The sequence below is a fragment of the Rhodanobacter sp. FW106-PBR-R2A-1-15 genome, assembly GCF_058789735.1.
This window is the reverse complement of sequence record NZ_JBYTEM010000026.1, coordinates 38,963-64,516: the sequence shown is the minus strand read 5'-3', so window position 1 is coordinate 64,516 and position 25,554 is coordinate 38,963. Positions and strand designations below refer to the sequence as shown.

23 protein-coding genes and 1 tRNA gene are annotated in these 25,554 nt (G+C 65.9%); 13 read left to right on the top strand and 11 right to left on the bottom strand.

The genetic code is table 11. From position 1 onward, the window contains the following. Positions 1-105: 105 nt before the first annotated feature. Positions 106-1,194 (bottom strand): 3-phosphoserine/phosphohydroxythreonine transaminase, encoded by a 1,089-nt coding sequence (gene serC / locus AC3WTD_RS13580; RefSeq protein WP_492614076.1) that lies wholly within the window; start codon positions 1,192-1,194, stop codon positions 106-108. 81 nt (positions 1,195-1,275) lie between these two features. Then, the gene (locus tag AC3WTD_RS13575; protein ID WP_492614075.1) at positions 1,276-2,037 is read right to left on the bottom strand and encodes an FHA domain-containing protein; all 762 of its coding nucleotides are present in this window, start codon (positions 2,035-2,037) and stop codon (positions 1,276-1,278) included. A gap of 79 nt (positions 2,038-2,116) precedes the next feature. On the opposite strand from AC3WTD_RS13575, the gene AC3WTD_RS13570 reads away from it, so the two are divergent. Further along, entirely contained in the window at positions 2,117-2,392 is a 276-nt protein-coding gene (locus AC3WTD_RS13570; protein WP_027491785.1) for a polyhydroxyalkanoic acid system family protein, read from the top strand. Between the two features lie 107 nt (positions 2,393-2,499). Further along, the gene (gene infA, locus AC3WTD_RS13565; RefSeq protein WP_007508585.1) at positions 2,500-2,718 is read left to right on the top strand and encodes a translation initiation factor IF-1; all 219 of its coding nucleotides are present in this window, start codon (positions 2,500-2,502) and stop codon (positions 2,716-2,718) included. Positions 2,719-2,818: 100 nt separating this feature from the next. On the opposite strand, the gene clpA is transcribed toward infA, so the two are convergent. Both clpA and clpS read right to left on the bottom strand, forming a co-directional pair. Next, positions 2,819-5,089 carry an ATP-dependent Clp protease ATP-binding subunit ClpA gene (gene clpA / locus AC3WTD_RS13560; RefSeq protein WP_027491784.1) on the bottom strand — a complete coding sequence of 757 codons (2,271 nt, stop codon included), beginning with the start codon at positions 5,087-5,089 and terminating at the stop codon, positions 2,819-2,821. Positions 5,090-5,155: 66 nt separating this feature from the next. Next, on the bottom strand, positions 5,156-5,482 hold the full coding sequence (clpS, locus tag AC3WTD_RS13555) for an ATP-dependent Clp protease adapter ClpS (protein WP_027491783.1): 327 nt from the start codon (positions 5,480-5,482) through the stop codon (positions 5,156-5,158). 117 nt (positions 5,483-5,599) lie between these two features. On the opposite strand from clpS, the gene AC3WTD_RS13550 reads away from it, so the two are divergent. From AC3WTD_RS13550 to hflD, 3 genes are read left to right on the top strand one after another with little or no spacing between them, the layout of a single operon-like run. Further along, positions 5,600-6,085, top strand: a complete 486-nt coding sequence (locus AC3WTD_RS13550) for an NUDIX hydrolase (RefSeq protein ID WP_027491782.1) — start codon at positions 5,600-5,602, stop codon at positions 6,083-6,085. Beyond that, complete coding sequence (mnmA, locus tag AC3WTD_RS13545) at positions 6,082-7,230, top strand: tRNA 2-thiouridine(34) synthase MnmA (RefSeq protein WP_027491781.1); 1,149 nt, start codon at positions 6,082-6,084, stop codon at positions 7,228-7,230. Before AC3WTD_RS13550 ends, mnmA begins: the two co-directional genes overlap by 4 nt. 10 nt (positions 7,231-7,240) lie before the next feature. Continuing rightward, positions 7,241-7,864 (top strand): high frequency lysogenization protein HflD, encoded by a 624-nt coding sequence (gene hflD, locus AC3WTD_RS13540; protein WP_235642027.1) that lies wholly within the window; start codon positions 7,241-7,243, stop codon positions 7,862-7,864. Between the two features lie 144 nt (positions 7,865-8,008). Here hflD and AC3WTD_RS13535 read toward each other — a convergent pair whose 3' ends face one another. Beyond that, positions 8,009-9,280, bottom strand: a complete 1,272-nt coding sequence (locus AC3WTD_RS13535) for a porin (RefSeq protein WP_027491780.1) — start codon at positions 9,278-9,280, stop codon at positions 8,009-8,011. Between the two features lie 194 nt (positions 9,281-9,474). On the opposite strand from AC3WTD_RS13535, the gene rnt reads away from it, so the two are divergent. From rnt to phoU, 6 genes are all read left to right on the top strand, one after another. Continuing rightward, positions 9,475-10,137, top strand: coding sequence for a ribonuclease T (gene rnt, locus AC3WTD_RS13530; RefSeq protein WP_027491779.1), 663 nt, complete (start codon positions 9,475-9,477; stop codon positions 10,135-10,137). A gap of 185 nt (positions 10,138-10,322) precedes the next feature. Continuing rightward, positions 10,323-11,354, top strand: coding sequence for a phosphate ABC transporter substrate-binding protein PstS (gene pstS / locus AC3WTD_RS13525; RefSeq protein ID WP_027491778.1), 1,032 nt, complete (start codon positions 10,323-10,325; stop codon positions 11,352-11,354). A gap of 74 nt (positions 11,355-11,428) precedes the next feature. Beyond that, positions 11,429-12,448, top strand: coding sequence for a phosphate ABC transporter permease subunit PstC (pstC, locus tag AC3WTD_RS13520; RefSeq protein WP_492614074.1), 1,020 nt, complete (start codon positions 11,429-11,431; stop codon positions 12,446-12,448). Beyond that, positions 12,448-13,314 (top strand): phosphate ABC transporter permease PstA, encoded by an 867-nt coding sequence (gene pstA / locus AC3WTD_RS13515; RefSeq protein ID WP_027491776.1) that lies wholly within the window; start codon positions 12,448-12,450, stop codon positions 13,312-13,314. Before pstC ends, pstA begins: the two co-directional genes overlap by 1 nt. Further along, positions 13,307-14,116, top strand: a complete 810-nt coding sequence (pstB, locus tag AC3WTD_RS13510; protein ID WP_027491775.1) for a phosphate ABC transporter ATP-binding protein PstB — start codon at positions 13,307-13,309, stop codon at positions 14,114-14,116. Before pstA ends, pstB begins: the two co-directional genes overlap by 8 nt. A gap of 138 nt (positions 14,117-14,254) precedes the next feature. Continuing rightward, entirely contained in the window at positions 14,255-14,977 is a 723-nt protein-coding gene (phoU, locus tag AC3WTD_RS13505) for a phosphate signaling complex protein PhoU (protein WP_027491774.1), read from the top strand. A 105-nt stretch (positions 14,978-15,082) separates the two neighbouring features. On the opposite strand, the gene sugE is transcribed toward phoU, so the two are convergent. The 4 genes from sugE to rnr all read right to left on the bottom strand — a co-directional run bounded on the left by sugE (position 15,083) and on the right by rnr (position 19,056). Beyond that, positions 15,083-15,400 carry a quaternary ammonium compound efflux SMR transporter SugE gene (sugE, locus tag AC3WTD_RS13500; protein ID WP_492614073.1) on the bottom strand — a complete coding sequence of 106 codons (318 nt, stop codon included), beginning with the start codon at positions 15,398-15,400 and terminating at the stop codon, positions 15,083-15,085. A 76-nt stretch (positions 15,401-15,476) separates the two neighbouring features. Beyond that, positions 15,477-15,746 carry a CBU_0592 family membrane protein gene (locus AC3WTD_RS13495; RefSeq protein ID WP_027491772.1) on the bottom strand — a complete coding sequence of 90 codons (270 nt, stop codon included), beginning with the start codon at positions 15,744-15,746 and terminating at the stop codon, positions 15,477-15,479. Then, a complete protein-coding gene (gene rlmB / locus AC3WTD_RS13490) occupies positions 15,743-16,489 on the bottom strand; it encodes a 23S rRNA (guanosine(2251)-2'-O)-methyltransferase RlmB (RefSeq protein ID WP_027491771.1) in 747 nt (248 codons plus the stop codon). Before rlmB ends, AC3WTD_RS13495 begins: the two co-directional genes overlap by 4 nt. Further along, positions 16,486-19,056, bottom strand: coding sequence for a ribonuclease R (gene rnr, locus AC3WTD_RS13485; RefSeq protein WP_492614072.1), 2,571 nt, complete (start codon positions 19,054-19,056; stop codon positions 16,486-16,488). The genes rlmB and rnr overlap by 4 nt, the downstream gene beginning before the upstream one ends. A 257-nt stretch (positions 19,057-19,313) precedes the next feature. Here rnr and AC3WTD_RS13480 point away from each other — a divergent pair. Beyond that, positions 19,314-19,400 (top strand) — tRNA-Leu (locus tag AC3WTD_RS13480). A 93-nt stretch (positions 19,401-19,493) separates the two neighbouring features. Here AC3WTD_RS13480 and AC3WTD_RS13475 read toward each other — a convergent pair. After that, positions 19,494-20,792, bottom strand: a complete 1,299-nt coding sequence (locus AC3WTD_RS13475) for an MFS transporter (protein WP_027491770.1) — start codon at positions 20,790-20,792, stop codon at positions 19,494-19,496. A 58-nt stretch (positions 20,793-20,850) separates the two neighbouring features. After that, complete coding sequence (locus AC3WTD_RS13470) at positions 20,851-21,864, bottom strand: LacI family DNA-binding transcriptional regulator (protein ID WP_492614071.1); 1,014 nt, start codon at positions 21,862-21,864, stop codon at positions 20,851-20,853. 423 nt (positions 21,865-22,287) lie between these two features. Between AC3WTD_RS13470 and AC3WTD_RS13465 the strand changes: the two genes are divergently transcribed. Beyond that, complete coding sequence (locus AC3WTD_RS13465; RefSeq protein ID WP_492614070.1) at positions 22,288-25,548, top strand: TonB-dependent receptor; 3,261 nt, start codon at positions 22,288-22,290, stop codon at positions 25,546-25,548. The last annotated feature ends 6 nt before the right edge of the window (positions 25,549-25,554 follow it).

Genomic DNA, 25,554 nt, shown 5'->3' with positions numbered 1-25,554 from the left:
CTCGGGCATCGGGCAACTGCTCCTGCGTTGCCTCAACTCGGGCATCCATGCCCTCGCCATGCCCTCGCCGTGGCCGGTCTGAGAGGTTGAAAAAATCACAACCTCTCAGCCGTGCCGCTGCGCGAAGTCCCGCATGAACGCCACCAGCGCCTCGACTGCCTCCAGCGGCACCGCGTTGTACAGCGAGGCACGCATGCCGCCCAGCGCCTTGTGGCCCTTCAGCGCGATCAGGCCGGCCGCTTCCGACTCCTGCAGGAACGCCGCGTCCAGCGCAGCGTCGTGCAGGGTGAAGCGCACGTTCATGCGCGAGCGCGCGGACAGTTCGACCGGGTTGCGGTAATAGCCGCCGGAGCCGTCGATGGTCCGGTACAGCAGTTCGGCCTTGGCCCGGTTGCGCTCGGCCATCGCGCCCAGCCCGCCCTGTTCCTTCAGCCACTGGAAGGTCAGCCCGGCCACGTACCAGCCCCAGGTGTTCGGCGTGTTGAGCATCGAGTCGGCGGCGGCGTGCTCGGCGTAGCGGAAGATCCGCGCCATTGGCCGGCCGGCCCGCTGCAGCAGGTCGCGGCGCACGATCATCAGCACCAGGCCGGACGGGCCGATGTTCTTCTGCGCACCGGCGTAGATCAGCCCGAAACGGCGCACGTCCAGCGGCTCGGACAGGATGTTCGAGGAGAAGTCGGCCACCAGCGGCACCGTGCCGCCGACGTCGGGAACGGTGTGGAACTCGACGCCGTGGATGGTCTCGTTCGGCGTGTAGTGCACGTAGGCGGCGTTTGGGTCGAGTCGCCAGCTGTCGCGCGGCGGCAGCTTCAGGTAGTCGTCCGGCTCGCTGCTGGCCGCCACGTTGACCCGCAGGTAGGGTTTGGCTTCGCTGACTGCCTTGGCGCTCCAGTGGCCGCTGACGACGTAGTCGGCACTGTCGCCCTCGCCCGCCAGGTTCATCGGGATCTGCGCGAAGTGCTGGGTGGCGCCGCCCTGCAGGAACAACACGGCGTAGTCGCCCGGTATCCCCATCAGCTCGCGCAGATCGGCCTCGGCCTGCGTGGCCATCGCGATGAAGCGCTTGCCGCGGTGCGACTGCTCCATCACCGAAGCGCCGCTGCCGTTCCAGTCCAGCATGTCGCGCTGGGCGCGTTCGAGTACCGCCAGCGGCAACGCCGCCGGACCGGCGCTGAAGTTCCAGACTCTGCTCACGTGCGGCTGCGTCCTGTCGAAAGGTGTTTTGCGCATTATGGCGCGGCGCAGCATGACGCCGTCAACTACCGCAACCCGTCGTCAGAAGCGGATCAGCAGCACCAGCGCGATGCCCAGTGCCAGCACGGCGGCGGTGACGATCAGCCACCACACTTCGCCGCTCGGGCCGGCCGACTCTTCCGGCAGGTGCGGCGGCAACGGTTCGGCCAGCACGATCTCCGGCTCCATGCCCGGCCCGTCGAGCACGAAGCGGTGCATCGCCACGCCGATCTGGTCGCCGGGGTGCAAAGCCAGCTTCTGCACCACCACACCGTTCACCCGCAACGGGTGCTGCTCGCACGAGCGGGTGGTCTCCAGCCACAGCTGACCGCCTTCCCAGAAAATCCGCAGCGCCACGACACCACCCTGCGGCAACTCCAGCGGACAATTGCCGTGCGGCCCGAACGTCAGGCTGTCCTGCAACGGCAGCACCCGGCCCGACAGCGGGCCGGCCACGGCGCGCAGGGCCACGGTGCAACGGCCCTGCGCGGGCACGTTCAGCAACGGGCGTTGGGCGGGGTCCTCGTCATCGCGCAACAGCAGGCGGCAGTCGCCCACGCTGACCACGTCGCCGGCGCGGAGCAAGGCGCGCTCGCGCACCGGCCGCGCGTTGACGTAGATGCGGTCGGCCGACGGCAGCACCTGCAGCACCCAGCCGCGGCGATCCTGCTGGATACGCAGGTGCTGCGGCGCCGCCTGGCTGGCGGCCAGCACGAGATCGTTGTCGGGCGCGCTGCCGATGCGCAACTGCGGCTGCACCCAATGGAAATCCTCGCGGGCCGCATGGGGAAATTCGATACGCATGGATCAACCGGTCGATGGACCGCGAGACTCTAGCATGCGGCCACATCGCATTAAGATGCGTCTTTGCCAGGAGCCCGCCATGCCCAAGATCGATATCCGCCGCCCGCACCAGTTGCCGATCGCCGAGGCCCGCGCCGTGGTCGACCTGGTGGCCGCGCGCATGCGCGAGAAGTTCGGCATGGATGGGCGCTGGCTGGACGACACCTTGCTGTTTTCCCGCCCCGGCGTCAGCGGCTCGATCGCCGTGGGCAAGGAGACGATCCAGGTCAAGGCCGAGCTGGGCCTGCTGCTGGGGCCGCTGAAAGGCATGATCGAACAGGAGATCCAGCGCAAGCTGGACGAGCATTTCACCTGACCTCCATCGCCCCGGGCCGGCGCTGATGATTCTTTGACCATGCCCCCATCCGTGGCATAATCGACGGCTTACGCAGCCATGACGGCTGCGCGTGAACCCCGGAACACATGGCCAAAGACGACGTCATCGAAATGGAAGGCACGGTCCAGGAGACCCTGCCGAACACCATGTTTCGTGTGCAATTGGAAAACGGGCACGTCATCATCGCCCACATTTCCGGCCGCATGCGCAAGCACTACATCCGCATCCTTACCGGCGACAAGGTCAAGATCGAAATGACCCCGTACGACCTGAGCAAGGGCCGCATCACCTACCGCATGAAGTAAGCGCGGCGGTGTTGCCGGCTGCCGCGCCCGCGAGGCGACGGCAGCGGACATGACAAAGGCGGCGCCCATGCGCCGCCTTTGCTTTGCCCCGCTTCCCGGTTTACTCGACCACGGCCGGCAGCTTCTCCGCCGCCTTGCAGTCGACCTTCAGCTCGCCATCGGCCACGCTCAGGCGGACCACGCCGCCCTCGGCCAGCTTGCCGAACAGCAGCTCGTCGGCCAGCGCGCGCTTCACCTTTTCCTGGATCACCCGCGCCATCGGTCGCGCGCCCATCTGCGGGTCGAAGCCGTGCTCGGCCAGCCAGCGGCGGGCATCGGCGCCCACGTCCAGGCTCACCCGCTTCTCGGTCAGCTGGCTTTCCAGCTCGATCAGGAACTTGTCGACCACGCGCAGAATGTGCTCGAAGTCGAGCGCACCGAACTGGATGATCGCGTCCAGCCGGTTGCGGAACTCCGGGGTGAAGATGCGGCGGATCACTTCCATCGCATCCGATTCGTGCTTTTGCTCGACGAAGCCCATGCTGCGTCGTGCGGCGATCGCCGCACCCGCGTTGGTGGTCATCACCACCACCACGTTCTTGAAGTTCGCCTCGCGGCCGTTGGTGTCAGTCAGCACGCCGCGGTCCATCACCTGCAGCAGGATGTTGAACACGTCCGGGTGCGCCTTCTCGATCTCGTCCAGCAGCAGCACCGCGTGCGGGTGCTTGGTGACCGCCTCGGTCAGCAGGCCGCCCTGGTCGAAGCCGACGTAGCCCGGAGGCGCGCCGACCAGCCGCGACACCGAGTGCGCCTCCATGTACTCGGACATGTCGAAGCGGATCATCTCGATGCCCAGCTGCATCGCCAACTGCTTGGTCACCTCGGTCTTGCCCACGCCGGTGGGGCCGGCCAGCAGGAAGCAGCCGATCGGCTTGGACGGATCGGCCAGGCCCGAGCGGGCCATCTTGATCGACGCAGCCAGCGCCTCGATCGCCGGATCCTGGCCGAACACCACCATCTTCAGGTTGCGCTCGAGGTTGCGCAGCACGTCGCGGTCCGAGGCCGACACCTGCTTGGCCGGGATTCGCGCCATCTTCGCCACGATGTACTCGACCTCGCCCACGTCGACCTTGCCGGTGCGCTGGTCTTCCGGCAGCAGCCGCTGGCGGGCACCGGCCTCGTCGATCACGTCGATCGCCTTGTCCGGCAGCAGCCGGTCGGGGATGTGCTTCACCGACAGGTCCACCGCCGCCTTCAGCGCCTCGTTGGTGTACGCCACGTGGTGATGTTCCTCGAAGCGCGAGCGCAGGCCCTTGAGGATCTCGATGCTGTCGGCCACGGTCGGCTCGACCACGTCGATCTTCTGGAAGCGGCGGGCCAGCGCGCGATCCTTCTCGAACACGCCGCGGTATTCCTGGAACGTGGTCGAACCGATGCAGCGCAGCTCGCCGGAAGCGAGCATCGGCTTGATCAGGTTCGACGCGTCCATGGTGCCGCCCGACGCCGAGCCGGCGCCGATGATGGTGTGGATCTCGTCGATGAACAGGATCGCGCCCGGCTGCTTCTTCAGCTGCGCGATCACGCCCTTCAGGCGCTTCTCGAAGTCGCCGCGGTACTTGGTGCCGGCCACCAGCGCGCCCAAATCGAGCGACCAGATGGTGGCGCTTTCCAGCACTTCCGGCACCTCGCCGTCGACGATGCGCTTGGCCAGGCCCTCGGCCAGCGCGGTCTTGCCCACGCCGGCCTCGCCCACGTACAGCGGGTTGTTCTTGCGCCGGCGGCACAGCACCTGGATGGTGCGCTCGATCTCGTCGGCGCGGCCGATCAGCGGGTCGATCTTGCCTTCCAGCGCCAGCTCGTTGAGGTTGCTGGCAAACTCGTGCAGCGGGTTGCCCTTCGGCTCGCCGCCCTCCTCGCCCTCGCGCTCGCCGCCGGACACGCCGGCCGCCGGCTCGTCGCCGATCTTGGCGATGCCGTGCGAGATGTAGTTGACCACGTCGAGGCGGGTGATCTCCTGCTGGTGCATGAAGTACACCGCGTGCGAATCCTTCTCGCCGAAGATCGCCACCAGCACGTTGGCGCCGGTGACTTCCTTGCGGCCGGAGGATTGCACGTGATAGACGGCGCGCTGCAGCACGCGCTGGAAGCCCAGCGTCGGCTGCGTGTCGCGCTCATCGCCGGGCGGCAGCACCGGCACGGTCTCGTTGATGATGCGTTCCAGATCGGCCGACAGCCGCGGCAGGTCCGCACCGCAGGCGCGCAGGGCGCCCAGCGCCGACTGGTTCTCGGTCAGCGCCAGCAGCAGGTGCTCCACCGTCATGAATTCATGGCGCTGTTCACGGGCCCGCTTGTAGCAGTGGCCGATGGTGACTTCCAGATCCTTGCTGAACATTCGGATCATCTCCGCTTGCAATGTTGAGCGGCCTTCAGCGCCGCGATGAGCACAAAATGGGGTCGCTCAAAGCTTTTCCATAGTGCACAGCAACGGGTGTTGATGGGAGCGTGAATATTCGTTGACGTGGGTTACCTTGGTTTCGGCCACTTCGCGGGTAAATACACCGCATACGCCCCGTCCGCGCGTATGGACGTGCAGCATCACCTGCACCGCCTGTTCCTGATCCAGGTTGAAGAAGGTACGCAGCACCTCGACTACGAAGTCCATCGGGGTGAAGTCGTCGTTCAGCAGCAGTACCTGGAACAGTGGGGGTCGCGCCACCTCGGGCTTGGCGGTTTCCAGCGCCAGGCCGCGGCCGCTGTCCTGCTCGTTGTCGGGTTGATGGACCATGTTTTCCGGCATCGTGTTTCTGGCTGGGAGTATACGCTGCGACGGTGCGTCCACCTGTCGCGGTGCGATGGCAGAGGTGATGGCACAATGACGCTTTTTCCAGCCCCACGTTCCCGCATGCCCGCCGCCCTCGCCCCTGCCGAAGTCTGGCGCCCGCACGTCACCGTCGCCTGCGTGGTGGCCGACGGCGGGCGGTTCCTGATGGTCGAGGAAGAGGTCAACGGCCGGCCTGCCTGGAACCAGCCGGCCGGCCATCTGGAAGACGGCGAAAGCCTCGCCGCGGCCGCCCTGCGCGAGACGCTGGAGGAAACCGGCTGGACGGTGCAACTGCAGCACCTGATCGGCGTGCACCAGTGGCGCAGCACCGAGCACGGCGACGTGGTGGTCCGCTTCAGCTTCGCCGCGCGTGCGCTCAGCCACGACCCGCAGCGTGCGCTGGACACCGACATCCGCCGCGCCGTGTGGCTGACCCGGGCCGAGATCGCCGCCCTGGGCGAGCGCCTGCGCAGCCCGATGATCCTGCAGAGCATCGACCTGTGGCTGTCCGGCCAGCGGCTGCCGCTGGATGTGCTGAGCCACTTCCCCGCAGGCAGCGCATCGTGAAGGTGATGCTGGGCATCTCCGGTGGCGTCGACTCCTCGGTGGCGGCCCTGCTGCTGCAGCAGGCCGGCTACCAGGTGGAAGGCCTGTTCATGCAGAACTGGGAGGAGGACGAGCGCAGCGGCCCCTGCACGACCGATGCCGACCGCAAGGATGCCGTGGCCGTATGCGGCCGGCTCGGCATCCCGTTCCACACACGCAACTTCGCCGCGGAATACTGGGACGGCGTGTTCGAACACTTCCTCGCCGAGTACCGCGCCGGGCGCACGCCGAACCCGGACGTGCTGTGCAATCGTGAGATCAAGTTCAAGACCTTCCTGGATGAGGCCCGCACGCTCGGTGCCGAGAAGATCGCCACCGGCCACTACGCTCGCGTCGACTGCAAGGACGGCCGCTACCGGCTGCTGCGCGCGGTGGATGCGGCCAAGGACCAGAGCTATTTCCTGCACGCACTGGGTCAGCAGCAGCTGGCCGCCACACTGTTCCCGCTGGGCGGGATCGAGAAGCCCCGTGTGCGCGAGATGGCCCGCGCGGCGGGGCTGCCTACCCACGCGAAGAAGGACTCCACCGGTATCTGCTTCATCGGCGAGCGCGATTTCCGCGGCTTTCTGGCCCAGTACATCCCCGCTCGCCCAGGCGAGATGCGCACGCCCGCCGGCGAGCTGGTCGGCGAACACCAGGGCGCCATGTACTACACGCTGGGCCAGCGCAACGGGCTGGGCATCGGCGGCCGCCACGGCGCCGGCGGCGAGGCGTGGTACGTGGTCGGCAAGGACGTGGCGGCGAACGTGCTGTACGTGGCCCAGGGCGGCGAGAACCGCTGGTTGTATTCACGCCGGCTGCGCTCGGAGCTGCCCAGCTGGATTGCCGGCGCCGCGCCGGCCACCCATTTCCGCTGCACCGCGCGTACCCGCTACCGCCAGGCCGACCAGGCCTGCGAGGTCGGGGTGACCGACGACGGACTTGAGGTACGCTTCGACGAACCCCAGCGTGCCGTCACCCCCGGGCAATCGGTGGTCCTCTACGATGGCGAGGTCTGCCTCGGCGGCGCGGTGATCGCCGCCACCGACGCGCCCTACGGCAGCCTGCTGCCGCCATTCCAATCCTTCCCCACGCATCCCGCAGGAGAATCGCAAGCTCGTGTTTGAAACTTTTTCCATGACCGAAGAGCGCGTGCTCGCCCTCGCCGGCCTATTCCAGGCCTGTGCACTGGCGCAGCAGCTGGCCAACGAGGGGCGCTGCGACGAAGCCGCGATGGAGGCCAGCGTGGCCAGCGTGTTTCGCATCGACGCGCCTTCGGTGGTCGGCGTGTACGGCAACATCTCGAACGTGCGGCTCGGCCTGCGCACGCTGATTGCGCAACTGGACGAAAGCACCCCGGACATGTCGGTGACGCGCATGACGGTGACCGTGATGCGGCTGGAGCGCAGCCTGTCATCGCGCGCGGACCTGCTGGAGAAACTGCAGCAGGGAATTATCGCCGCCCAGCGGCAGGTCGAGCATTTCGGCCAGGATTCCAGCCAGGTCAGCAGCCGGCTGGCCGAGGTCTACGCATCGACCCTGTCGATCCTCAAGCCGCGAGTGATGGTCAGCGGCAACCCGCAGCAATTGCAGCAGACCGCCGTGGTGGAAAAGGTGCGCACGAACCTGCTCGCCGCCGTGCGTTCGGCGGTGCTGTGGCGGCAACTCGGCGGGCGCCAGTGGCAGCTGCTGCTGTACCGGCGCCAGTGCAGCATGCTGGCCCGCGGCCTGCTGACCGGGGCCACGCTGGACCATCGCTGACCACGGTCCGCCCGACGGCGGAAAAGCAAACGGCGGGCTGATGCCCGCCGTTTTCCTTCCCTGGGTGGAACTCCCTTGCGATAGACCGTCTGTCACTCAACCCGTGCAGGCAGCGTGTCGCCTGCACGTGTCAGTGGCATGGCATCAGAATGACACTTCGCCGAACACGCCGATCTCGTTGGTCTTGGTGTTCTGCACGTGCGGCGGCACCGGGGTGGTGACCGACTTTTCGACCTTGCCGTGCTTCCACACGCCGGCCAGCTTGAAGCCCTTGGTCACCTGGTACTCGACGCCGGCGTTGTAATAGCTGTCCTTGGCATCGCGATCCAGGCTCTTGCTGAGCTTGGCATTGTCGTAGCGGGCGAAGATGTTCACGTTGTCAGCCACCGCCACGCTACCCCAGAGCGAGTAGCCGTCGGCCTTGTCCGAAGACAGGGTGCGCACGTTGTTCCAGTTCTTCGCGGTGAAGTACTCGGCACCGACGCGGAAGTCCTTGCTGGCATAGGCCACCATGAAGTCGCCGCGCGTGGCGGTATGCTGCGCATCGATGTTCTCGGTCTCCTGGCCGCGATGGCCGCTGTAGCCGCCGACCGCCACGATCATGTTCTCGAACGGCACGAAGCCGACGCGGCCTTCGAAATCCACGCCCTTGCTGCGGCCCGGGTTCTTGTAGCCGTTGCCGTTGACCACCGACACCGCATAGTTGAGCGACTTGCTGGCGCCGATGTCGCCACCCAGGTGCAGGCCCCAGTCGGCCGAGGTGCCGTACTTCAGACGGTCGGTCAGGACGTTCTCGACATAGCGGAAGCCGTAGTACTTCTCGACGAACGGGATCCATGGCAAGTCGCTCGAACCGATGCGAAATACCGCAGCCTGGTCGAACTTGCCCTGCACGTAGGCCTTCTTGACGAACAGGTTGGTCTGGCCATCGTTGCTGACATAGTTGAAATCGGTGGTCAGGTTGGCCGACCAGATATCGTTGAACTGGTGGTCGATACCGAGGTAGAAGCGCTTCACGTCCATGCCGATGCCGGACTTGTCGCTCTTGCCCTTGTCGCTGTTCTTGTCGTCGATGCTGGTGAAGTCGAAGAACATCTTGCCCGACAGCGTGGTGTTGTTGATCGCCTTCGACAGCGCGGCGAGCTTCTTGTCGCTGGCCGCCGTCACATTGGTGGCCTTCTCCACCGCCTGGCCGGTGCTGACGTTGATCTCGGACTGGGCGTCGGTGCGCTGTTCCAGTTCGTCCACCTTGGACTGCAGCGCGGCCAGTTGTGCCTTCAGCTGTTCGATCTCGCCATTGTTGGCGGCGGCCGTCCTGCTCTGCGCCGGCGCCCTCTGCGCCGGCGCCGCGGAAGCTGCAACACTGGTGAGGCCTAGGCCGGCGGCAATCGCCACCGCAATCAGTTTGGAACGCATGTGATTCTCCGCAAGTGGGTGAAAAGCATCTCGATCGCCCCCTCGATCCGATGGCTGGCTAGCGATTGGTTAACAATTCTGACCCGGGAATTTTACGGTTGGGTGCAGATTTGATGACAAATCAAAGACAGCACCACGACACCGCAGGAAAGTGCGCATCTCATGCCGCATGATGCGGCTGATATGCTTCGTCGATGGATATTCCCAGCAACAACATTACCGCGCCGCGCATGGCTGAGCGGTTTCGCGGTTTCCTGCCGGTGGTGATTGACGTGGAAACCGGCGGCTTCGATGCCGAGCATGACGCCCTGCTGGAGATCGCCGCGGTGCCCTTGACCATGGACGAAGGTGGCTACCTGCGGTCGCAGCCCACCGTATCCACGCACGTGGAGCCTTTTTCAGGCGCCAATCTGGACCCGCGTTCGCTGGAGATCACCGGCATCGACCCGACCAACCCGCTGCGCGGGGCGCTGGCCGAGAGGCAGGCGCTGGACCATATCTTCCATGTAGTGCGCGAGGCGGTGCGCGCGGCCGGCTGCCAGCGGGCGATCCTGGTCGGCCACAACGCCGCGTTCGACCTCGGCTTCCTGAACCAGGCGGTGCGTCGTTGCGGCCACAAGCGCAATCCGTTCCACCCGTTCAGCTGCTTCGATACGGTCAGCCTCGGCGGCCTCGCCTACGGCCAGACCGTGCTGAGCAAGGCGGTGCTGGCCGCCGGCCACGCGTTCGACAGCCGCGAGGCACACTCGGCGGTGTATGACGCCGAGCGCACCGCCGAACTGTTCTGCAGCGTGGTCAACCGCTGGCGCCAGTTGGAACTGTTCGAGCAGGCCCGCAGCGGCCTCGACGCCGCCTGATCCGTCGTGCAGGCGCGCCACCACCGGCTGCGGCCGTCGTGCGTCGCCGAATGCCAGGCTCAGCCCGCATGAAACGGCCATGTGACAGTTTGTCATATGCCTGCAACATTCATTTCATCCAATGGCAACACGAAAAGCCTGAAATGGTGGGGTCGCATCCGACTTCCCTCCAAGGAGCTACCGTGTTGACCATCAACAAAACTCCACTTCGCTTCGCTGCCGTGGCCGCGCTTGCCGTGGCCTCGACCTTCGGCGCAGCCGCGCACGCCACCGACATTACCGGTGCCGGCTCCAGCTTCGTCTACCCGGTCATGTCCAAGTGGTCGGCGGCGTACGCCGAGAAGACCGGCAACCACCTGAACTACCAGTCGGTCGGTTCCGGCGCGGGTATCGCGCAGATCAAGGAAGGCACCATCGATTTCGGCGCCTCCGACGCGCCGATGAAGGCTGAGGACCTGAAGAAATTCGGCCTGGGCCAGTTCCCGATCGTCGTCGGCGGCATCGTGCCGGTGGTCAACATCTCCGGCGTGCAGGCCGACCAGATCAAGCTGGACGGCGCCACCCTGGCTGACATCTTCCTGGGCAAGATCAAGAACTGGAACGATCCGAAGATCGCCGCGCTGAACGCCGGCCTGGCCCTGCCGGCCGGCAAGATCACCGTGGTGCACCGCTCGGACGGCTCGGGCACCTCGTTCAACTTCACCAACTACCTGTCCAAGGTCAGCCCGGAGTGGGCCAGCCAGGTGAAGTTCGGCACCGCCGTGGAATGGCCGACCGGCGTGGGTGGCAAGGGCAATGAAGGCGTGTCGCAGTACGTACGCCAGATCAAGGGCTCGATCGGTTACGTCGAATACGCCTATGCGGTGAAAAACAAGCTTGCCTGGGTCGACCTGAAGAACGCCAGCGGCAACTTCATGAAGCCGAGCGCCGATGCCTTCGCCGCCGCCGCCGCCACGGCGGACTGGACCAGCGCCAAGGACTTCAACCTGATCATGACCAATGCACCGGGCAAGCAGGCGTGGCCGATCACCGCCACCACCTGGATGATCATGTACAAGTCGCCGAAGAACGCCGGCAACAGCAAGGTCGCCTTCGACTTCTTCAAGTCCGCGCTGGAACACGGCCAGCAGGCTGCCAGCGAACTCGATTACGTGCCGCTGCCGGCCTCGCTGGTCAGCCAGATCGAAGCGTACTGGGCGTCCGAGTTCAAGCATTGATGCCGTGAAACGAAATCCCCCGCCGATCCTGTCGGCGGGGGATTTCAAGTTTTTATCCGCACTACTGGATCCTCATGCCAGCGACCGAAACGGCCATCCCGGCTCCCGACATCCTGGAACAGCGCAGCCGTCGCGATGCCCGCCACGAGCGGCTGTTCCGCTGGCTGTTGAAGGGCTGTGCGCTGCTCGTGCTGGCCTCCCTGCTCGGTGCCGCCGGCGCCACGCTGTGGGGTGGCCGCGACGCGTTCAGCGCGTTCGGCTGGCACTTCCTGGTCAGTGCGGAGTGGGATCCGGGCAATGAGGTCTACGGCGCGCTGGTGCCGGTCTACGGCACGGTCGTCACCTCGTTCATCGCGCTGCTGATCGCGGTGCCGATCAGTTTCGGCATAGCGGTCTATCTTTCCGAGGTCGCGCCGACCTGGCTGCGTACGCCGGTCGCCTCGGCGATCGAACTGCTGGCCGGCATTCCCTCGATCATCTACGGCATGTGGGGCCTGTTCATCTTCGCCCCGTTCTTCGCCGACCACATCAAGCCGTGGCTGACCAGCAACCTCGGCAACAAGCCCGACGACGGCAAGCTGTCGTGGGTGGCCGAACACGTGCCGTTGATCGGCAAGCTGTTCGGCAGCGACTACCCGTTCGGCGCCAGCATCCTGGTGGCCGGCATCGTGCTGGCGATCATGGTCATCCCGTTCATCTCCTCGGTGATGCGCGAGGTGTTCCAGACCGTACCGACACGATTGAAGGAGTCGGCCTATGCGCTTGGCTCCAGCACTTGGGAAGTATCGTGGGACATCGTGCTGCCATATACCCGCTCGGCGGTGATCGGCGGCATCTTCCTCGGCCTCGGCCGCGCGCTGGGCGAGACCATGGCGGTGACCTTCGTGCTGGGCAATGCGATGCACCTGTCGGCGTCGCTGCTCGATCCGGGCGCCTCGATCGCCTCGACCATCGCCAACCAGTTCAGCGAGGCGGTCGGCTTGCAGAAGTCCGCGCTGATGGCGCTGGCCTTCCTGCTGTTCGTGGTCACCTTCATCGTGCTGCTGATCGCGCGGCTAATGCTGCGCCGGCTGGCCAGCAAGGAGGGACGCTGATGAGCGCGCTGTACCTGCGCCGCCGCGTCACCAACGCGGTCGCCATGTCGTTGAGCATGCTGGCCACCCTGGTCGGCCTGGCCTTCCTCGCCTGGATCCTGTGGGAAACCCTGCGCCAGGGCATCGGCGCGCTGGACCTGAAGCTGTTCACCAAGGTCACCGCCTATGGCGAGGACGGCGGCCTGCTGAACTCGATGGCCGGCAGCTTGATCATCAACTTCATCGGCATCGGCCTCGCCACCCCGATCGGCGTGCTGGCCGGCACCTGGCTGGCCGAATACGCGAACCGCACCCGGCTGGGCGAATCAATCCGCTTCCTCAACGACATCCTGCTGTCGGCGCCATCGATCGTGATGGGTCTGTTCGTCTACACCATCATCGTGCTGCCGAGCACCGCCCTCACCCACGGCAAGACCACCTTCTCCGGTTTCGCCGGCGGCGTGGCGCTGGCGCTGATCGCGCTGCCGGTGATCGTGCGCACCACCGACGAGATGCTGCGGCTGGTGCCGTCCACGCTGCGCGAGGCGGCGCTGTCGCTGGGCGTGCCGCAGTGGAAGCTGACCTTGCAGATCCTGATCCGCGCCGCGCGCTCGGGCATCATCACCGGCGTGCTGCTGGCGCTGGCGCGGATCAGCGGCGAGACCGCGCCGCTCTTGTTCACCGCGTTCGGCAACAATTACATGGCGTTCAACCCGATGGACAAGATGTCCAGCCTGCCGCAGATCATCTACCAGTACGCCAACGACCCGGGCGACGCCATGCACGCCCTGGCCTGGGCCGGCGCGTTCGTGGTCACCATGTTCGTGCTGCTGCTGAGCCTGGCCTCGCGCCTGATCCTTTCCCGCAACAAGGTATCCCATGACTGATTCCGCCCTCGCCACGAATCCCGCGCCGGTGGCGGCGGCAGCAGCCGTCGCACCCAAGCTCATCGTGCGCGACCTGAACTTCTACTACGGCGGGTTCCAGGCGCTGAAAAACATCAGCATGGACATTCCGGAGAAGCAGGTCACCGCGATCATCGGCCCGTCCGGTTGCGGCAAATCGACCCTGCTGCGCATCTTCAACCGCATCTACGCGATCTACCCGAAGCAGGAGGCGAAAGGTTCGATCGAACTGGACGGCGAGAACATCCTGGATCCCGGCTACTCGCTGAACCGCCTGCGCAGCAAGGTCGGCATGGTGTTTCAGAAGCCGGTGCCGTTCCCCATGACGATCTTCGAGAACGTCGCCTACGGCATCCGCCATCACGAGAGGCTGTCGAAGCCGGACATGGAAGGTCGCGTGGAACAGGCCATGCGCAGCGCCGCGCTGTGGGACGAGGTGAAGGACAAGCTCAAGCAGAACGCGCTCGGCCTGTCCGGCGGCCAGCAGCAGCGCCTGTGCATCGCCCGCGCGATCGCGCTGCGGCCGGAAGTGCTGCTGCTGGACGAACCCACCTCGGCACTCGACCCGATCGCCACCAGCCGCATCGAGCAATTGGTGGAAGAGTTGAAAAGCCAGTTCACCATCGTCATTGTCACCCACAACATGCAGCAGGCGGCGCGCGTCTCCGACCTCACCGCCTTCATGTACCTTGGCGAGCTGATCGAGTTCGACGAGACCGAGAAGATCTTCACCAAACCGGGCAAGAAGCAGACCGAGGACTACATCACCGGGCGCTTCGGCTGATCAAGGCCCCTCTCCCCATGGGAGAGGGGTTGGGGGTGAGGGTATGGGCCAAGCCTTGTCACCTCACTCCGCCCGCACCCTCATCCGCCCTTCGGGCACCTTCTCCCAGAGGGAGAAGGGACAAGACACGAGGCATACATGAACACCGGCACCGACCACATCATCAAGAGTTACGACAGCGAACTGGCCCGGCTCACCGGCGAGATCGTGCGCATGGGCGAACTGGCGGTGACGCAGCTTGAAGCGGCCATCGACGTGCTCGAGCGGCGCGACGAGCGCGCCGCCCAGCGCGTGGTCGGCAACGACGACGCGATCGACCAGCTGGAACAGGAAATCGGCCACGACGTGGTGCGCCTGCTGGCGCTGCGCGCGCCGATGGCCAGCGACCTGCGCAACGTGTACGCAGCGCTGCGCATTGCCTCGGACATCGAACGCATCGGCGACTACGCCGCCAACGTCGCCAAGCGCTCGATCCCGCTGTCGATGGTGGCGCCGGTGGCTCCGGTCGGCGGCCTGCACCAGTTGGCCGCGCTGGCTGCAGCCGAAGTGCGACAGGTACTGGTGGCCTACCGCGACCGCGATGCCGAACGCGCCTACCAGGTGTGGAAGGACGACGTGGTGCTGGACGAGGCCTATACCGGCTACTTTCGCCAGCTGCTCACCTACATGATGGAAGACCCGCGCAACATCACGCCGTGCACCCACCTGCTGTTCATGGCCAAGAACATCGAGCGCATCGGCGACCACGCCACCAACATCGCCGAGAACGTGTGGTTCCAGGTCACTGGCGAGCCGCTGGACAAGCAGCGCAGCAAGCGCGACCTTACCTCGAGCCCGGAAACCACCAAGCTCGGCGAGTGAACCGGGAACGCACGCCGCTCCGTAGGGCGGGCACCGCCCGCCGGCTTTTGCAGTTGAATGATTTCCGCGAGAGCGGCGGACGGTGCCCGCCCTACTGTTCTTCAGCTAGCCGGCGGTAAGCTTGAGGCCGACGATGCCGACCACGATCAGCGCCACGCACAGCAGCCGCGGCAGCGTGGCCGGGTCGCCGAACAGCATGATGCCCAGCACCACTGCGCCGACCGCGCCGATGCCGGTCCAGATCGCATAGGCGGTACCGATCGGCAGCGTCTTCACCGCCATCGCCAGCAGCACGATGCTGACCGCCATCGCCGCCAACGTGCCGACCGTGGGCCACAACCGGGTAAAACCTTCGGTGTACTTGAGGCCGATAGCCCAGACCACTTCGAACAGGCCGGCCAGCAGCAGATAGATCCACGCCATGTGGTGTTCCTCTGTGTGTGGCAGGGCCGTCCCCGCAATGGGAAAGCGCACAGGGTCGTCCCTGCGCACGCCGCCGCTACGGCAACTCGCGAGCCTCGCGTCGACGCTTGATGCCACGCACGATGCCGTAGCTGCCGATCAGCAACCACGCCACCTGCATGATGAACGCCGCCAGATTGAAGTTGCCGAAGCCCAGCGACAGCATCACGCCGATCGCGCCCAGCACATTCATCAACTGGTAGACCAGGCCACTGCCCTGCAACTTGCGCTCCTGCAACAGGAAGAACGCCAGCAGCACCAGCGCCACGCCGAGATAGCCGGCCCAGTCGTACCAGAAAAAATTCATCTTTTCGCTCCACGCTGGCGCAGGGCCTCGAACAGCGCGACGCCGGTGGCGACGGAGACGTTGAGACTTTCCATCGTGCCCGGCATGGGGATCTTCGCCACGAAATCGCACAACTCGCGGGTCAGTCGGCGCAGGCCCTCGCCTTCGCTGCCCAGCACCAGCGCCACCGGTCCCTGGAAGTCCACGCCGTAGACGGTGGTGTCGGTGTCGCCGGCCAGGCCGGTGATCCACACGCCGGCGTCCTTCAGTTCGCGCAACGTGCGCGCCAGGTTGGTCACCGCGATCAGCGGCACGCGGTCGGCACCGCCGGCCGAGGCCCGGCGCACCACCGGTGTCAATCCCACCGCGCGATCCTTCGGCACGATCACCGCGGTGACCTTCGCCGCCGCCGCGCTGCGCAGGCAGGCGCCGAGGTTGTGCGGGTCAGTGACGCCGTCGAGCACCAGCACCAGCGCGTCGCTGCCGTCGCGCTCCAGCAGGCCGGGCAGGTCGCTCTCATGCGCCGCGGGCGCCGCTTCATAGCGCGCGGCCACGCCCTGGTGGCGGGCCTCACCGGCCAGCCGGTCCAGCTCGTCGCGCGGACGATGCTGCACCGGGATCTTCAGCTTCTGCGCACGCTCGGCCAGCTCCAGCACGCGGGCATTGCGCTGGCCGTTCTCCACCAGCACCTCGCGCACGCGCTCGGCGTCGTTGCTCAACGCGCCTTCCACCGGATTGATACCGACGATCCAGCTCTCGCTCATGACTTGCCTTTCGGTTTCGATTTGCGGCCAGCGTGTTTCTTCGGCGTCTGCGGGGCGGCAGCGGGGACCGGCCCGCGTTTGGCGGAATCGCCTTTGCGCGGACGACGGTCGGATGACGGCTCGACCTTGCGGCCCTGCTGCTGCCCACCACCAGCCTGCTGGCGCGTTGCCGCCGCTGCACGCGACGGCGGATGATCACTCACCGCGGCCTTGCGCGGGGCCGGCGCCGGCGGTGCAGCGACCTCGACCTCCTTGCGACCAAACGCGCGGCCGATCGCCTTGGCCGCCCGACCGAACATGCCCGGTGCCTTGGCCGTAGCGGCGGCCTTCTTCGGCAGTGAGTAACGCTCGCCCGCGGCGGCATAGTCGTAGGCCTTGCCGCTGCCGGCCAGCGGTGCGGCCGGCGTGCGCGGCGAGACCAGCCGGAAGTCGATCTTGCGGTCTTCCAGGCTGGCGCGCAGCACCTTGATCCGCACGTGGTCACCGAGGCGGAACTGCGCGCCGGTGCGCTCACCCCTGAGCAGCTTGCGGGTGGCATCGAAGTGGTAGTAGTCGTTCATCAGCTGGCTGATGTGCACCAGGCCGGATACCTTCGACTCGTCCAGTTCCACGAACAGGCCGAACGAGGTGACGCCGGTGACCACGCCGTCGAACTCGCTGCCGATGTGCTTTTCCATCCACGCGCACTTGAAGCGCTCGTCCACGTCGCGCTCGGCCTCCTCGGCGCGGCGCTCGCGCTGCGAACAGTGGATCGCCATCGCCGCCATCTCGGCGGGCGTATAGGCGTAGTCGGAAGGCTTGCCCCCGCTCAGCGCGTAGCGGATCGCGCGATGCACCAGCAGGTCGGGGTAGCGGCGGATCGGCGAGGTGAAGTGCGCGTACGCCTGCAGCGCCAGGCCGAAGTGGCCGCGGTTGTCCGGCTGGTACGCCGCCATGCTCTGCGCACGCAGCAGCACGCTCTGGATCAGTTCGCGCTCGGGACGATCCTGCACCATGCGCAGGATTTCGGCGAAGTCCGCCGGCGTCACCTCGTCGACCGGCGGCATGCGCAGCTTGAACTCGCGCAGGAACTGCTGCAGGTCCTCGTACTTCTCCGCCGGCGGCGGCTCATGCGCGCGGAACAGCGCGGGAATTTTCTTCTTCTCCAGGAACAGCGCCGCCTGCACGTTGGCGGCGATCATGCATTCCTCGATCAGCTTGTGCGCGTCGTTGCGCTCGGTGGCGCCCATCGATTCGACCCCACCGGTCTGGTCGAGACGGAACTTCACCTCCGGCGTCTCGAAGTCGATCGCGCCGCGGCGCTTGCGCTGGCCCGCCATCGCCTTGTACAGCGCATGCAGGTGCTCCAGCTGCGGCAGCACATCGGCCACCTCGTGGCGCGCGTCCGCTTCGCGCAGGCCCACCGCCTGCCACACCTTGTCGTAGGTCAGCCGCGCATGCGACAGCATCACCGCGTCGTAGAACTTCGACTTTGTGACGTTGCCCTCGGTGTCGACCAGCATCTCGCAGACCATGCACAGTCGCTCGACGCTCGGGTTCAGCGAGCAGATGCCGTTGGACAGCGTCTCCGGCAGCATCGGCACCACGAAGCCGGGGAAGTAGGTGGAGGTGCTGCGCTCGAACGCTTCCTTGTCCAGCGCGTTGCCGACCTGCACGTAGTGCGAGACGTCGGCGATCGCCACGATCAGGCGCCAGCCGCCGCCACGCTTGGGCTCGGCGTATACCGCGTCGTCGAAGTCGCGCGCGTCGGCGCCGTCGATGGTCACCAGCGGCAGCTGGCGCAGGTCGGTGCGGCCCTCGCGCTCGGCGGCGGTCACCGCCGGTTCCACCTGCGCCGCGTCGCGCAGCACCTCGGCCGGCCATTCGTGCGGCAGGTCGTGGCTGGCGATCGCCATCTCCACCACCAGCGACGGCTGCAGGCGCTCGCCCAGCACCGTGCGGATCTCGCCGATCGGGCCGCGCTGCAGGGTCGGCGGGTCGGTGATCTCGGCCACCACGATCTGGCCGGAACGCGCGCCCAGCTCGCGGCCGGGCTTGATCATCACGTCCTGGTTCAGGCGGCGGTCGTCCGGCGTCACCAGGGTCACGCCGTTGTCGATCACCACCCGGCCGACCAGCCGCGGCGAACGGCGCTGCAGCACCTCGGCGATCGCGCCCTGCCGGCGACCGCGGCGGTCGATGCCGACCACGCTGGCCAGCACGCGATCGCCGTGCATCACCGCGCGCATCTGCTGCGGCGACAGGTACAGGTCGTCGCCGCCCTCGTCCGGGCGCAGGAAGCCATAGCCCTCGGCATTGGCCAGCACCACGCCGGCGATCAGGTCGAGCTTCTGCGTGGGCGCGTAGCCACCGCGCCGGCCCAGCAGCAGCTGACCGTCGCGCACCATCGCAGCGAGCCGTTTGCGCAACGCCTCCAGGTCGGTTTCATCGTGGATGTCCAGCGCCTCGGCGATGCGCGCCTCGGTCAGCAATTCGCCACGCTGTTCGAGCAGGGCGAGGATCGCCTCGCGGCTGGGGATCGGGCGCGCATAACGCCGCGCCTCGCGATCGGCATGGGGATCGCGCACGGCGCCTGCGGCAGCCTTGTTGCGCTTGTCGGGTGCAGTGGTGACTCGCGGCGCTTGTTTGGCGGGCTTCTTTGCGGCACGCGAGTCCTGGGGATGGCCGGAACGGGGGGGAGTTTTTCTGGTCACTCAAGGTCCTTGTGATGTTTGCGCCGCGGAGCATGCCACGTCGCAGCGAATGGATGTGAAAAGTGTTGACAAGCCGCCGACAGATGCCTAAATTACGCGGCTCACGCAGCTCGGTGAGCGGTGTGACACCTGCCCAGGTGGCGGAATTGGTAGACGCACTAGCTTCAGGTGCTAGCGGGGGCAACTCCGTGGAGGTTCGAGTCCTCTCCTGGGCACCAATTGTAAACGAAGCCCGCAGCAATGCGGGCTTTCGTCTTTTCAGGGGGTCGTTCGAGCGCTTGGTCCACGCTTGGTACACAAGTTGGCCATCTTCAGCGCGCGCCACGCACCGGCAGGATGGCCCAGGCTCCAAGCGCAACGAGGGCCGCTGCCATGGTGAACAGGGCGGTATAACTCCCGCCGCTCGCCAAAAGGATGCCCGGTGCAATTGCCGGCATCAGCGACTGCGGCATGACGTTGGCGATGTTGAAGATGCCAAGATTCCTGGCTGCATGTGTTTCTCGTTCTGGCAACACATCGGTCACCAGCGCCAGATCCGCGGCCAGGTATCCCCCCTGCGCGATGCCGGTGATCGCCATGGCTACGAGGAAATAGGTGTACGAAGTGGCAAAGGCGATCATCAACAAGGCCAGCGCATAGATCAGTGCCGTACCGCAGACGAAAGCCTTGCGCCGCCCGCGGGCATCCGACAGCCCGCCGCCCACGACACTGGCGACTGCTACCGCACCGGATTGCACCAGGGTCGACAGAAAGATCCACCGCGGCACAGCAGCCGGGGCGCAGCCCAACTGATGGATCAGATAGAACTCCTGGTAGGTCATCAGCAGCGCGACACCGGCATAGAGCAGGAAACGGCTGCCCCATGCCCAGGCGAAGTCGGGGAAACGCAGCGGATTGATCCAGAAGCTGCCCAGGAATTCGCGCCACCCGTAACGCGGCCGCTGCATTGCAGCCAGATGATGGTCGGGCAATACCCAAGCCAGGAGGAATGCGCCGGCCAAGGCGATCACCGCTGGCACCAGAAAGATGGCCAGCGCGGAATACGCAAGGAGCTCCACCAGATAGGTGCCGCCCACCATACCCACCGGCAGGCTGACACCCACGATGCCGGATACCATGCCGCGCTGTGACGCTGGAATCTGATCGGCGAGGATTGCAGTCAGCGCGGCCAACTGCGCATTGTAGGCAAGTTGCGTGATGCACCAGCCCAGCAGCAGTTGCGGAACCGACACGGCCATCGCGACGACCGCCAACCCGACTACTCCCCCCGCGGCGCCGGCAATCAGCCAGGGCCGTCGCATGCCGAAGCGCGAGGTCGTGCGATCCGAGAGGCTGCCGAAGAACGGGTTGCCGAACAGCGCAATCAGCGCCCCCACGCCCACCACCAGCGACAGGCTGCCCGTCGCGTGCGCCGGGGTAATCTCGCTCACACGCATTGCCAGACCCACCAGGATGGGCGGCAGCAGCGCCATCCACAGACCCATGTAGGCCATGCCGTAGATCGCGATGAACGGCCAGCCGGCACGGCGCACTGGTGGCGCCTCACCCGCGCATGCACCGACGGGCATGGGTAGCCCGCGCATCACCACTCCGGCCTCGTCGTCGATCACCGCCCCTCCGCTTCGTCGATCCGCGCGCCAGGTCTCCTGCGCCGGTGCTGGACGGATATTACGGTTTCCGGGGCGCGGCCGTGGATGCGCGCAAGTGCACCTCGTAGGGCACCCGTGCCTGCTGGGGTGCGGAGGCATCGCGGATCGACTGCAGCACGCTTTGCACGGCAAGGCAGCCGAGCTCGCGGCATGGCTGGTGCACCGTGGTCAGGCCGGGCGAGATCAACTGCGATACCGGTGTGCCGTCGAAGCCGCATACCGACAGATCGTCGGGAATCGACAGTCCGCGTTCGTAGGCCTCGCGCATCACGCCGCAGGCCATGTCGTCGTTCGCCGCGAAGATCGCCGTGGGCGGGCGCCGCTGGTCGAGCAGCGCCCGGGCACCCGCCGCCCCCGACGCGAAGGCGAAATCCCCGTCCACCACCAGCGACTCGTCGAAAGCGATGTCGGCCCGGCGCAGCGCGTCGCGATAGCCGGCGAGCCGCCAGATGCGGGCGCCGTGCCCCTGTAGCCCGGCGACGTGGCCGATGCGCCGGTGCCCGAGCGAAAGCAGGTGCTCGACGATCTCGGCGGCCGCCCTGCGCTCGTCGAAACCGACGTCGATGCGTGACTGGTGCAGGCGGGAGGAGATCGTCGCGTAGGGAATGTCCAGCTCGTCGAGGCGTTGCAGCAGCTTCGCGTTGTTCGCATGCGGCGGCACCAGCACCAGCGCGTCCGGCCGGTGCGTGGCCACGAAGCCGTCGATCCGCGCGGCCAGGTCGTCCGCTGCGTCGAACGGATGCAGCACCGCGTTGTACGGTGTCCCCTTGCACGCTTGCAGCACGCCCACGATCAGCTCCATGGTGTAGCTGGAACCGGCCATCGGGTTGTCGTACAGCAAGGCGACCAGGTACGAGCGGTTCCCCGCCAGGCTGCGCGCCGACGCATTCGGCACGTAGTTGAGCGCACGGATCGAGGCCTCGATCCGCGTGCGCAACCTGGCACGCACGCTCGGATTGCCGTTCAGCACGCGGGATACCGTCTTGGTGGATACGCCGGCATGCGCAGCGACGTCTTCGATTCTCGCAGGCATCTGCAGATCCCGCCCCCGTATGGTTTGCAGCGTTCCATGCTACCCCAAGTGGAACGCGCACAACCATTCGGATTTTCAGTAATTTCGTACAAAAGTACCAGCGCTAGTATTTTCTATTGACAGCGCTGGTACATTTGATTAGCTTGCGACGGGTCCAGAAGTTCGTCGTGCGGGGGCGCAACGCAGGGAGGGAGGGGGGAAGTCTCCGTCGACTGTGGTTCGCGAAGCGCCCTGTGGTGGCTCCGCCGCCAGCCGTCCATGCGACTGCAACTTCCACCCGCCGGCTACGAAGGCATGCGGGGTTGTACCTGGCCGACGACGGCGGGCGATGGTCTGGGGTCTGGACGGCTGGCGGAAGAAACCGAGGTCGAGGGGCGGAACTGCGTTGGCCGAGCGTTCACTGAAAACCGGGGAGATATCGAAGTGAAGAAGCAATCCGTGCATCCGCTTGCAGGCGGCGCCAGTCAACTGCGCCTGCTGCCCATCGCGATCGCGATGACGCTGTTCGTGGCCGGCCCGTCGCATGCGCAATCTGCGCCGCAGGATGCGGACCAGACCACGCAGACTGCACCCGCCGCGAAGAAGGATTCGAAGGTCGCTGCAAAAAAGAAGAACGCTGCCACGACGGCGAACGAGAAGGAGGCGAAGCAGCTCACCGGCATGACCGTCAACGGCTACTCGTCGAGCCTCAATCGCGCGCAGAACATCAAGCGTTACGCCGACACCGTGGTCGACGCCATCTCGGCGCAGGACGCCGGCTCGCTGCCCGACCTGTCGGTGACCGAGGCCCTGCAACGCGTGCCCGGCGTGGCTGTCAGTGCCTTCGGCGTCGCCGCCGACCCGGACCATTTCTCGATCCAAGGTTCGGACATCAGCCTGCAGGGCCTGCCCTACACCAGCACGCTGTTCAACGGCCGCGAGGTGTTCTCCGCCGGCGGCGGCCAGGGGCTCAATTTCTCGACGGTGTCGCCCGAGCTGATCGGCTCGGTGGTGGTGAGCAAGAACCAGACGGCGGACATGATCGAAGGCGGCATCGCCGGCTCGATTGACCTGCACACGCGCATGCCCTTCGACAGCAACAAGGATACCCAGACGTCCATCACCCTTGGCGGGTACTGGGGCGACCTGGCCAAGAAGGGCACGCCGCAGATCGCCGGCCTGTTCAGCCACAACTGGAATACCGGGATCGGCCGCTTCGGTTTCCTCGCCAACGTGGCCTACGACCGCATCGACCAGACCGACAACGCGATTTCCGTGGTCGATTACCAACGGCGCTGCAATGACTGCAACCTGCCGGGCGGCAGAACCGACGCCTTTCCCGGCCTTGCGCCGGGCGAATATCGCTACGTGCCGGTCGGGGGCGATCTTCGCCACCAGGACGAGACCAGCACGCGCTTCGGCCATGCACTGGCCCTGCAATGGGAAAGCCCGGACAAGACCTGGCAGGCCGCGCTGACCTGGAATCGGGCATCGGACTCCGAAACCACCTTCGAGCACACCTTGCAGGCATCGACGGATGGTTGCAACGGCCAGACGCTGGCCGGTTGTGCCGTGCCGCTGGCGGGCACCACGCCGGTGTACGACGCCAACGGGGTATTCCAGTCCGGCACTATCTCGGGCGACCCGGCCGCATCGACCTTCCTGCCGTTCACCTATGGCGGCGTGCCGACGCAGCTCGATACCGCCGCTTTCAAGCGGCGTTATGTGACCAACGACTACGCCTTCAACCTGAAGTGGAACGTCAATGATCGGCTGCACCTCAGCCTGGACGCGCAGGACACCCACTCCGATTACTCGGATTCCTACTACTACATTCGCCAGATGACCCAGGCGAACTGGTACGTCGCCACGCACGGCGACAACGTACCCACGATCAAACTGTTGTCGCCCGATCCCAACGAAACGACGGCCCAGTATTTCGCCAACCCCAACAATACCTATTGGTCAGCAGCACAGGATCACCAGGAGAAATCCTGGGGCAACCAGCGCGCCTTCCGCCTGGACGGCAGCTTCGACGTGGACAAGGGTCCGCTGGACAACATCCAGTTCGGCTTCCGGCACAGCGACCAGGAAGAAACGCTGTATTCCTCGCCATACAGCTACTTCTGGGACATCAGCACGCCCTACGCTGGCGGGAATGGTCTGGCGGTCACGGCCGCAAACACACCCGGCAATGTTTCCCCGTACCACGTCAACCTGCCGGCCTTCAGCAACGGCGATTTCGGTGTGGTCGCGCCCTTCTTCAACCTGAACCCGCAATCGCAATTCTGGCAATCCGTCGCCGCGATGAAGCAGATCAACCAGCAGTCGCTGGCCATCAACCCGGGCTGGAGCTGGTGGAGTCCCTACTACACCAACTACGAACGCGACCAGTACGGCTATACCTTCGTGCCGGGCACGCATTACCTGCCGCAGGAAATCTCCTCCAACGGGGAGAAAACTAACGCCACCTATCTCCGCCTGAACTTCAGCAACGGCAACCTGGATTTCCTGAGCGGCCTGCAAATCAGCGGCAACATCGGCGTGCGCTACGTGCATACCCAGGACGATGCCGCGGGCTACATGCTGCTGCCGGACATGAAGCAGGCTCTCGGCAATGCCACCGTCGCGCAGTATTGCCAGGGCATAACAAAGAACGGCACCCAACCAGCCTCGCCGGGCACGTTCTGCGCGCTCACCTCGGTGCAGCAGCAGCAATACGTGACCTTTGCCAACGGCGGGTATAGCCCGATAAAGGCCAGCAACGGCTACGGCAACTGGCTGCCCAGCTTCAATCTGGCGATCGGCTGGACGGACGACCTCATCACCCGCTTCGCATTCTCCGAGTCGATCTTCCGGCCGGCGCTCAACCAGTTGGAGGCCGGCCAGTCGATCAGCGGGCTGCTGCCTTACGGCACCAATGGCAGCACCGAGCCGACGGTGGGCAACGGCTACAACGGCACGAACCCATACCTCAAGCCCATCACGGCGCACAATTTCGACCTGAGCCAGGAGTGGTATTTCGGCAACGCCGGTTCGCTGACCGGCATGCTGTTCTGGAAGCAGTTGAACCACACCATCCAGTACATCACCAACGTGGTGGACACCACGGTGACGAACAACGGCGTGACCTATCCGGAGCAGTACACGGCGGGCCTGGCCAACCTCGACCAGAAGGGCAGCGTGGGCGGGGCGGAGCTGGCCTACCAGCAGAAATTCGATTTCCTGCCTGGTTGGCTGTCCGGCTTCGGCGTGCAGACCAACTACACCTACATCAAGCCGCATGGACTGGCCTTCGGCGTGGTCAACTACTGCCCCGCCACGTATCTGCCGGCCACGCAGTGCGTCAACCAGCTCAAGCTGCCGCCCGGCGAATTGTCCCGCGATACCTTCAACTTCACCGCGTATTACGAAAAAGGCCCGCTGTCGGCACGACTGGCGTGGAACTGGCGCTCGCAGTTCCTCATCACGGGCCAGGAGGCGGATTATCCGTTCCTGCCGGTCATGGCCGCCTCCCAGGGCCGGCTGGACGGCTCGCTGATCTACGCGCTGACCCCGCACGTCAAGGTGGCACTGCAGGTGGCCAACCTGTTGAACTCGACGTTCAAGAGCCGCGAGATCATCGACACCAACGGCACCACCGTGCCCAAGGGCTTCTTCCGCGACGACACCCGCTACAACCTCAGCCTGCGCGCGGACTTCTGACCGGGC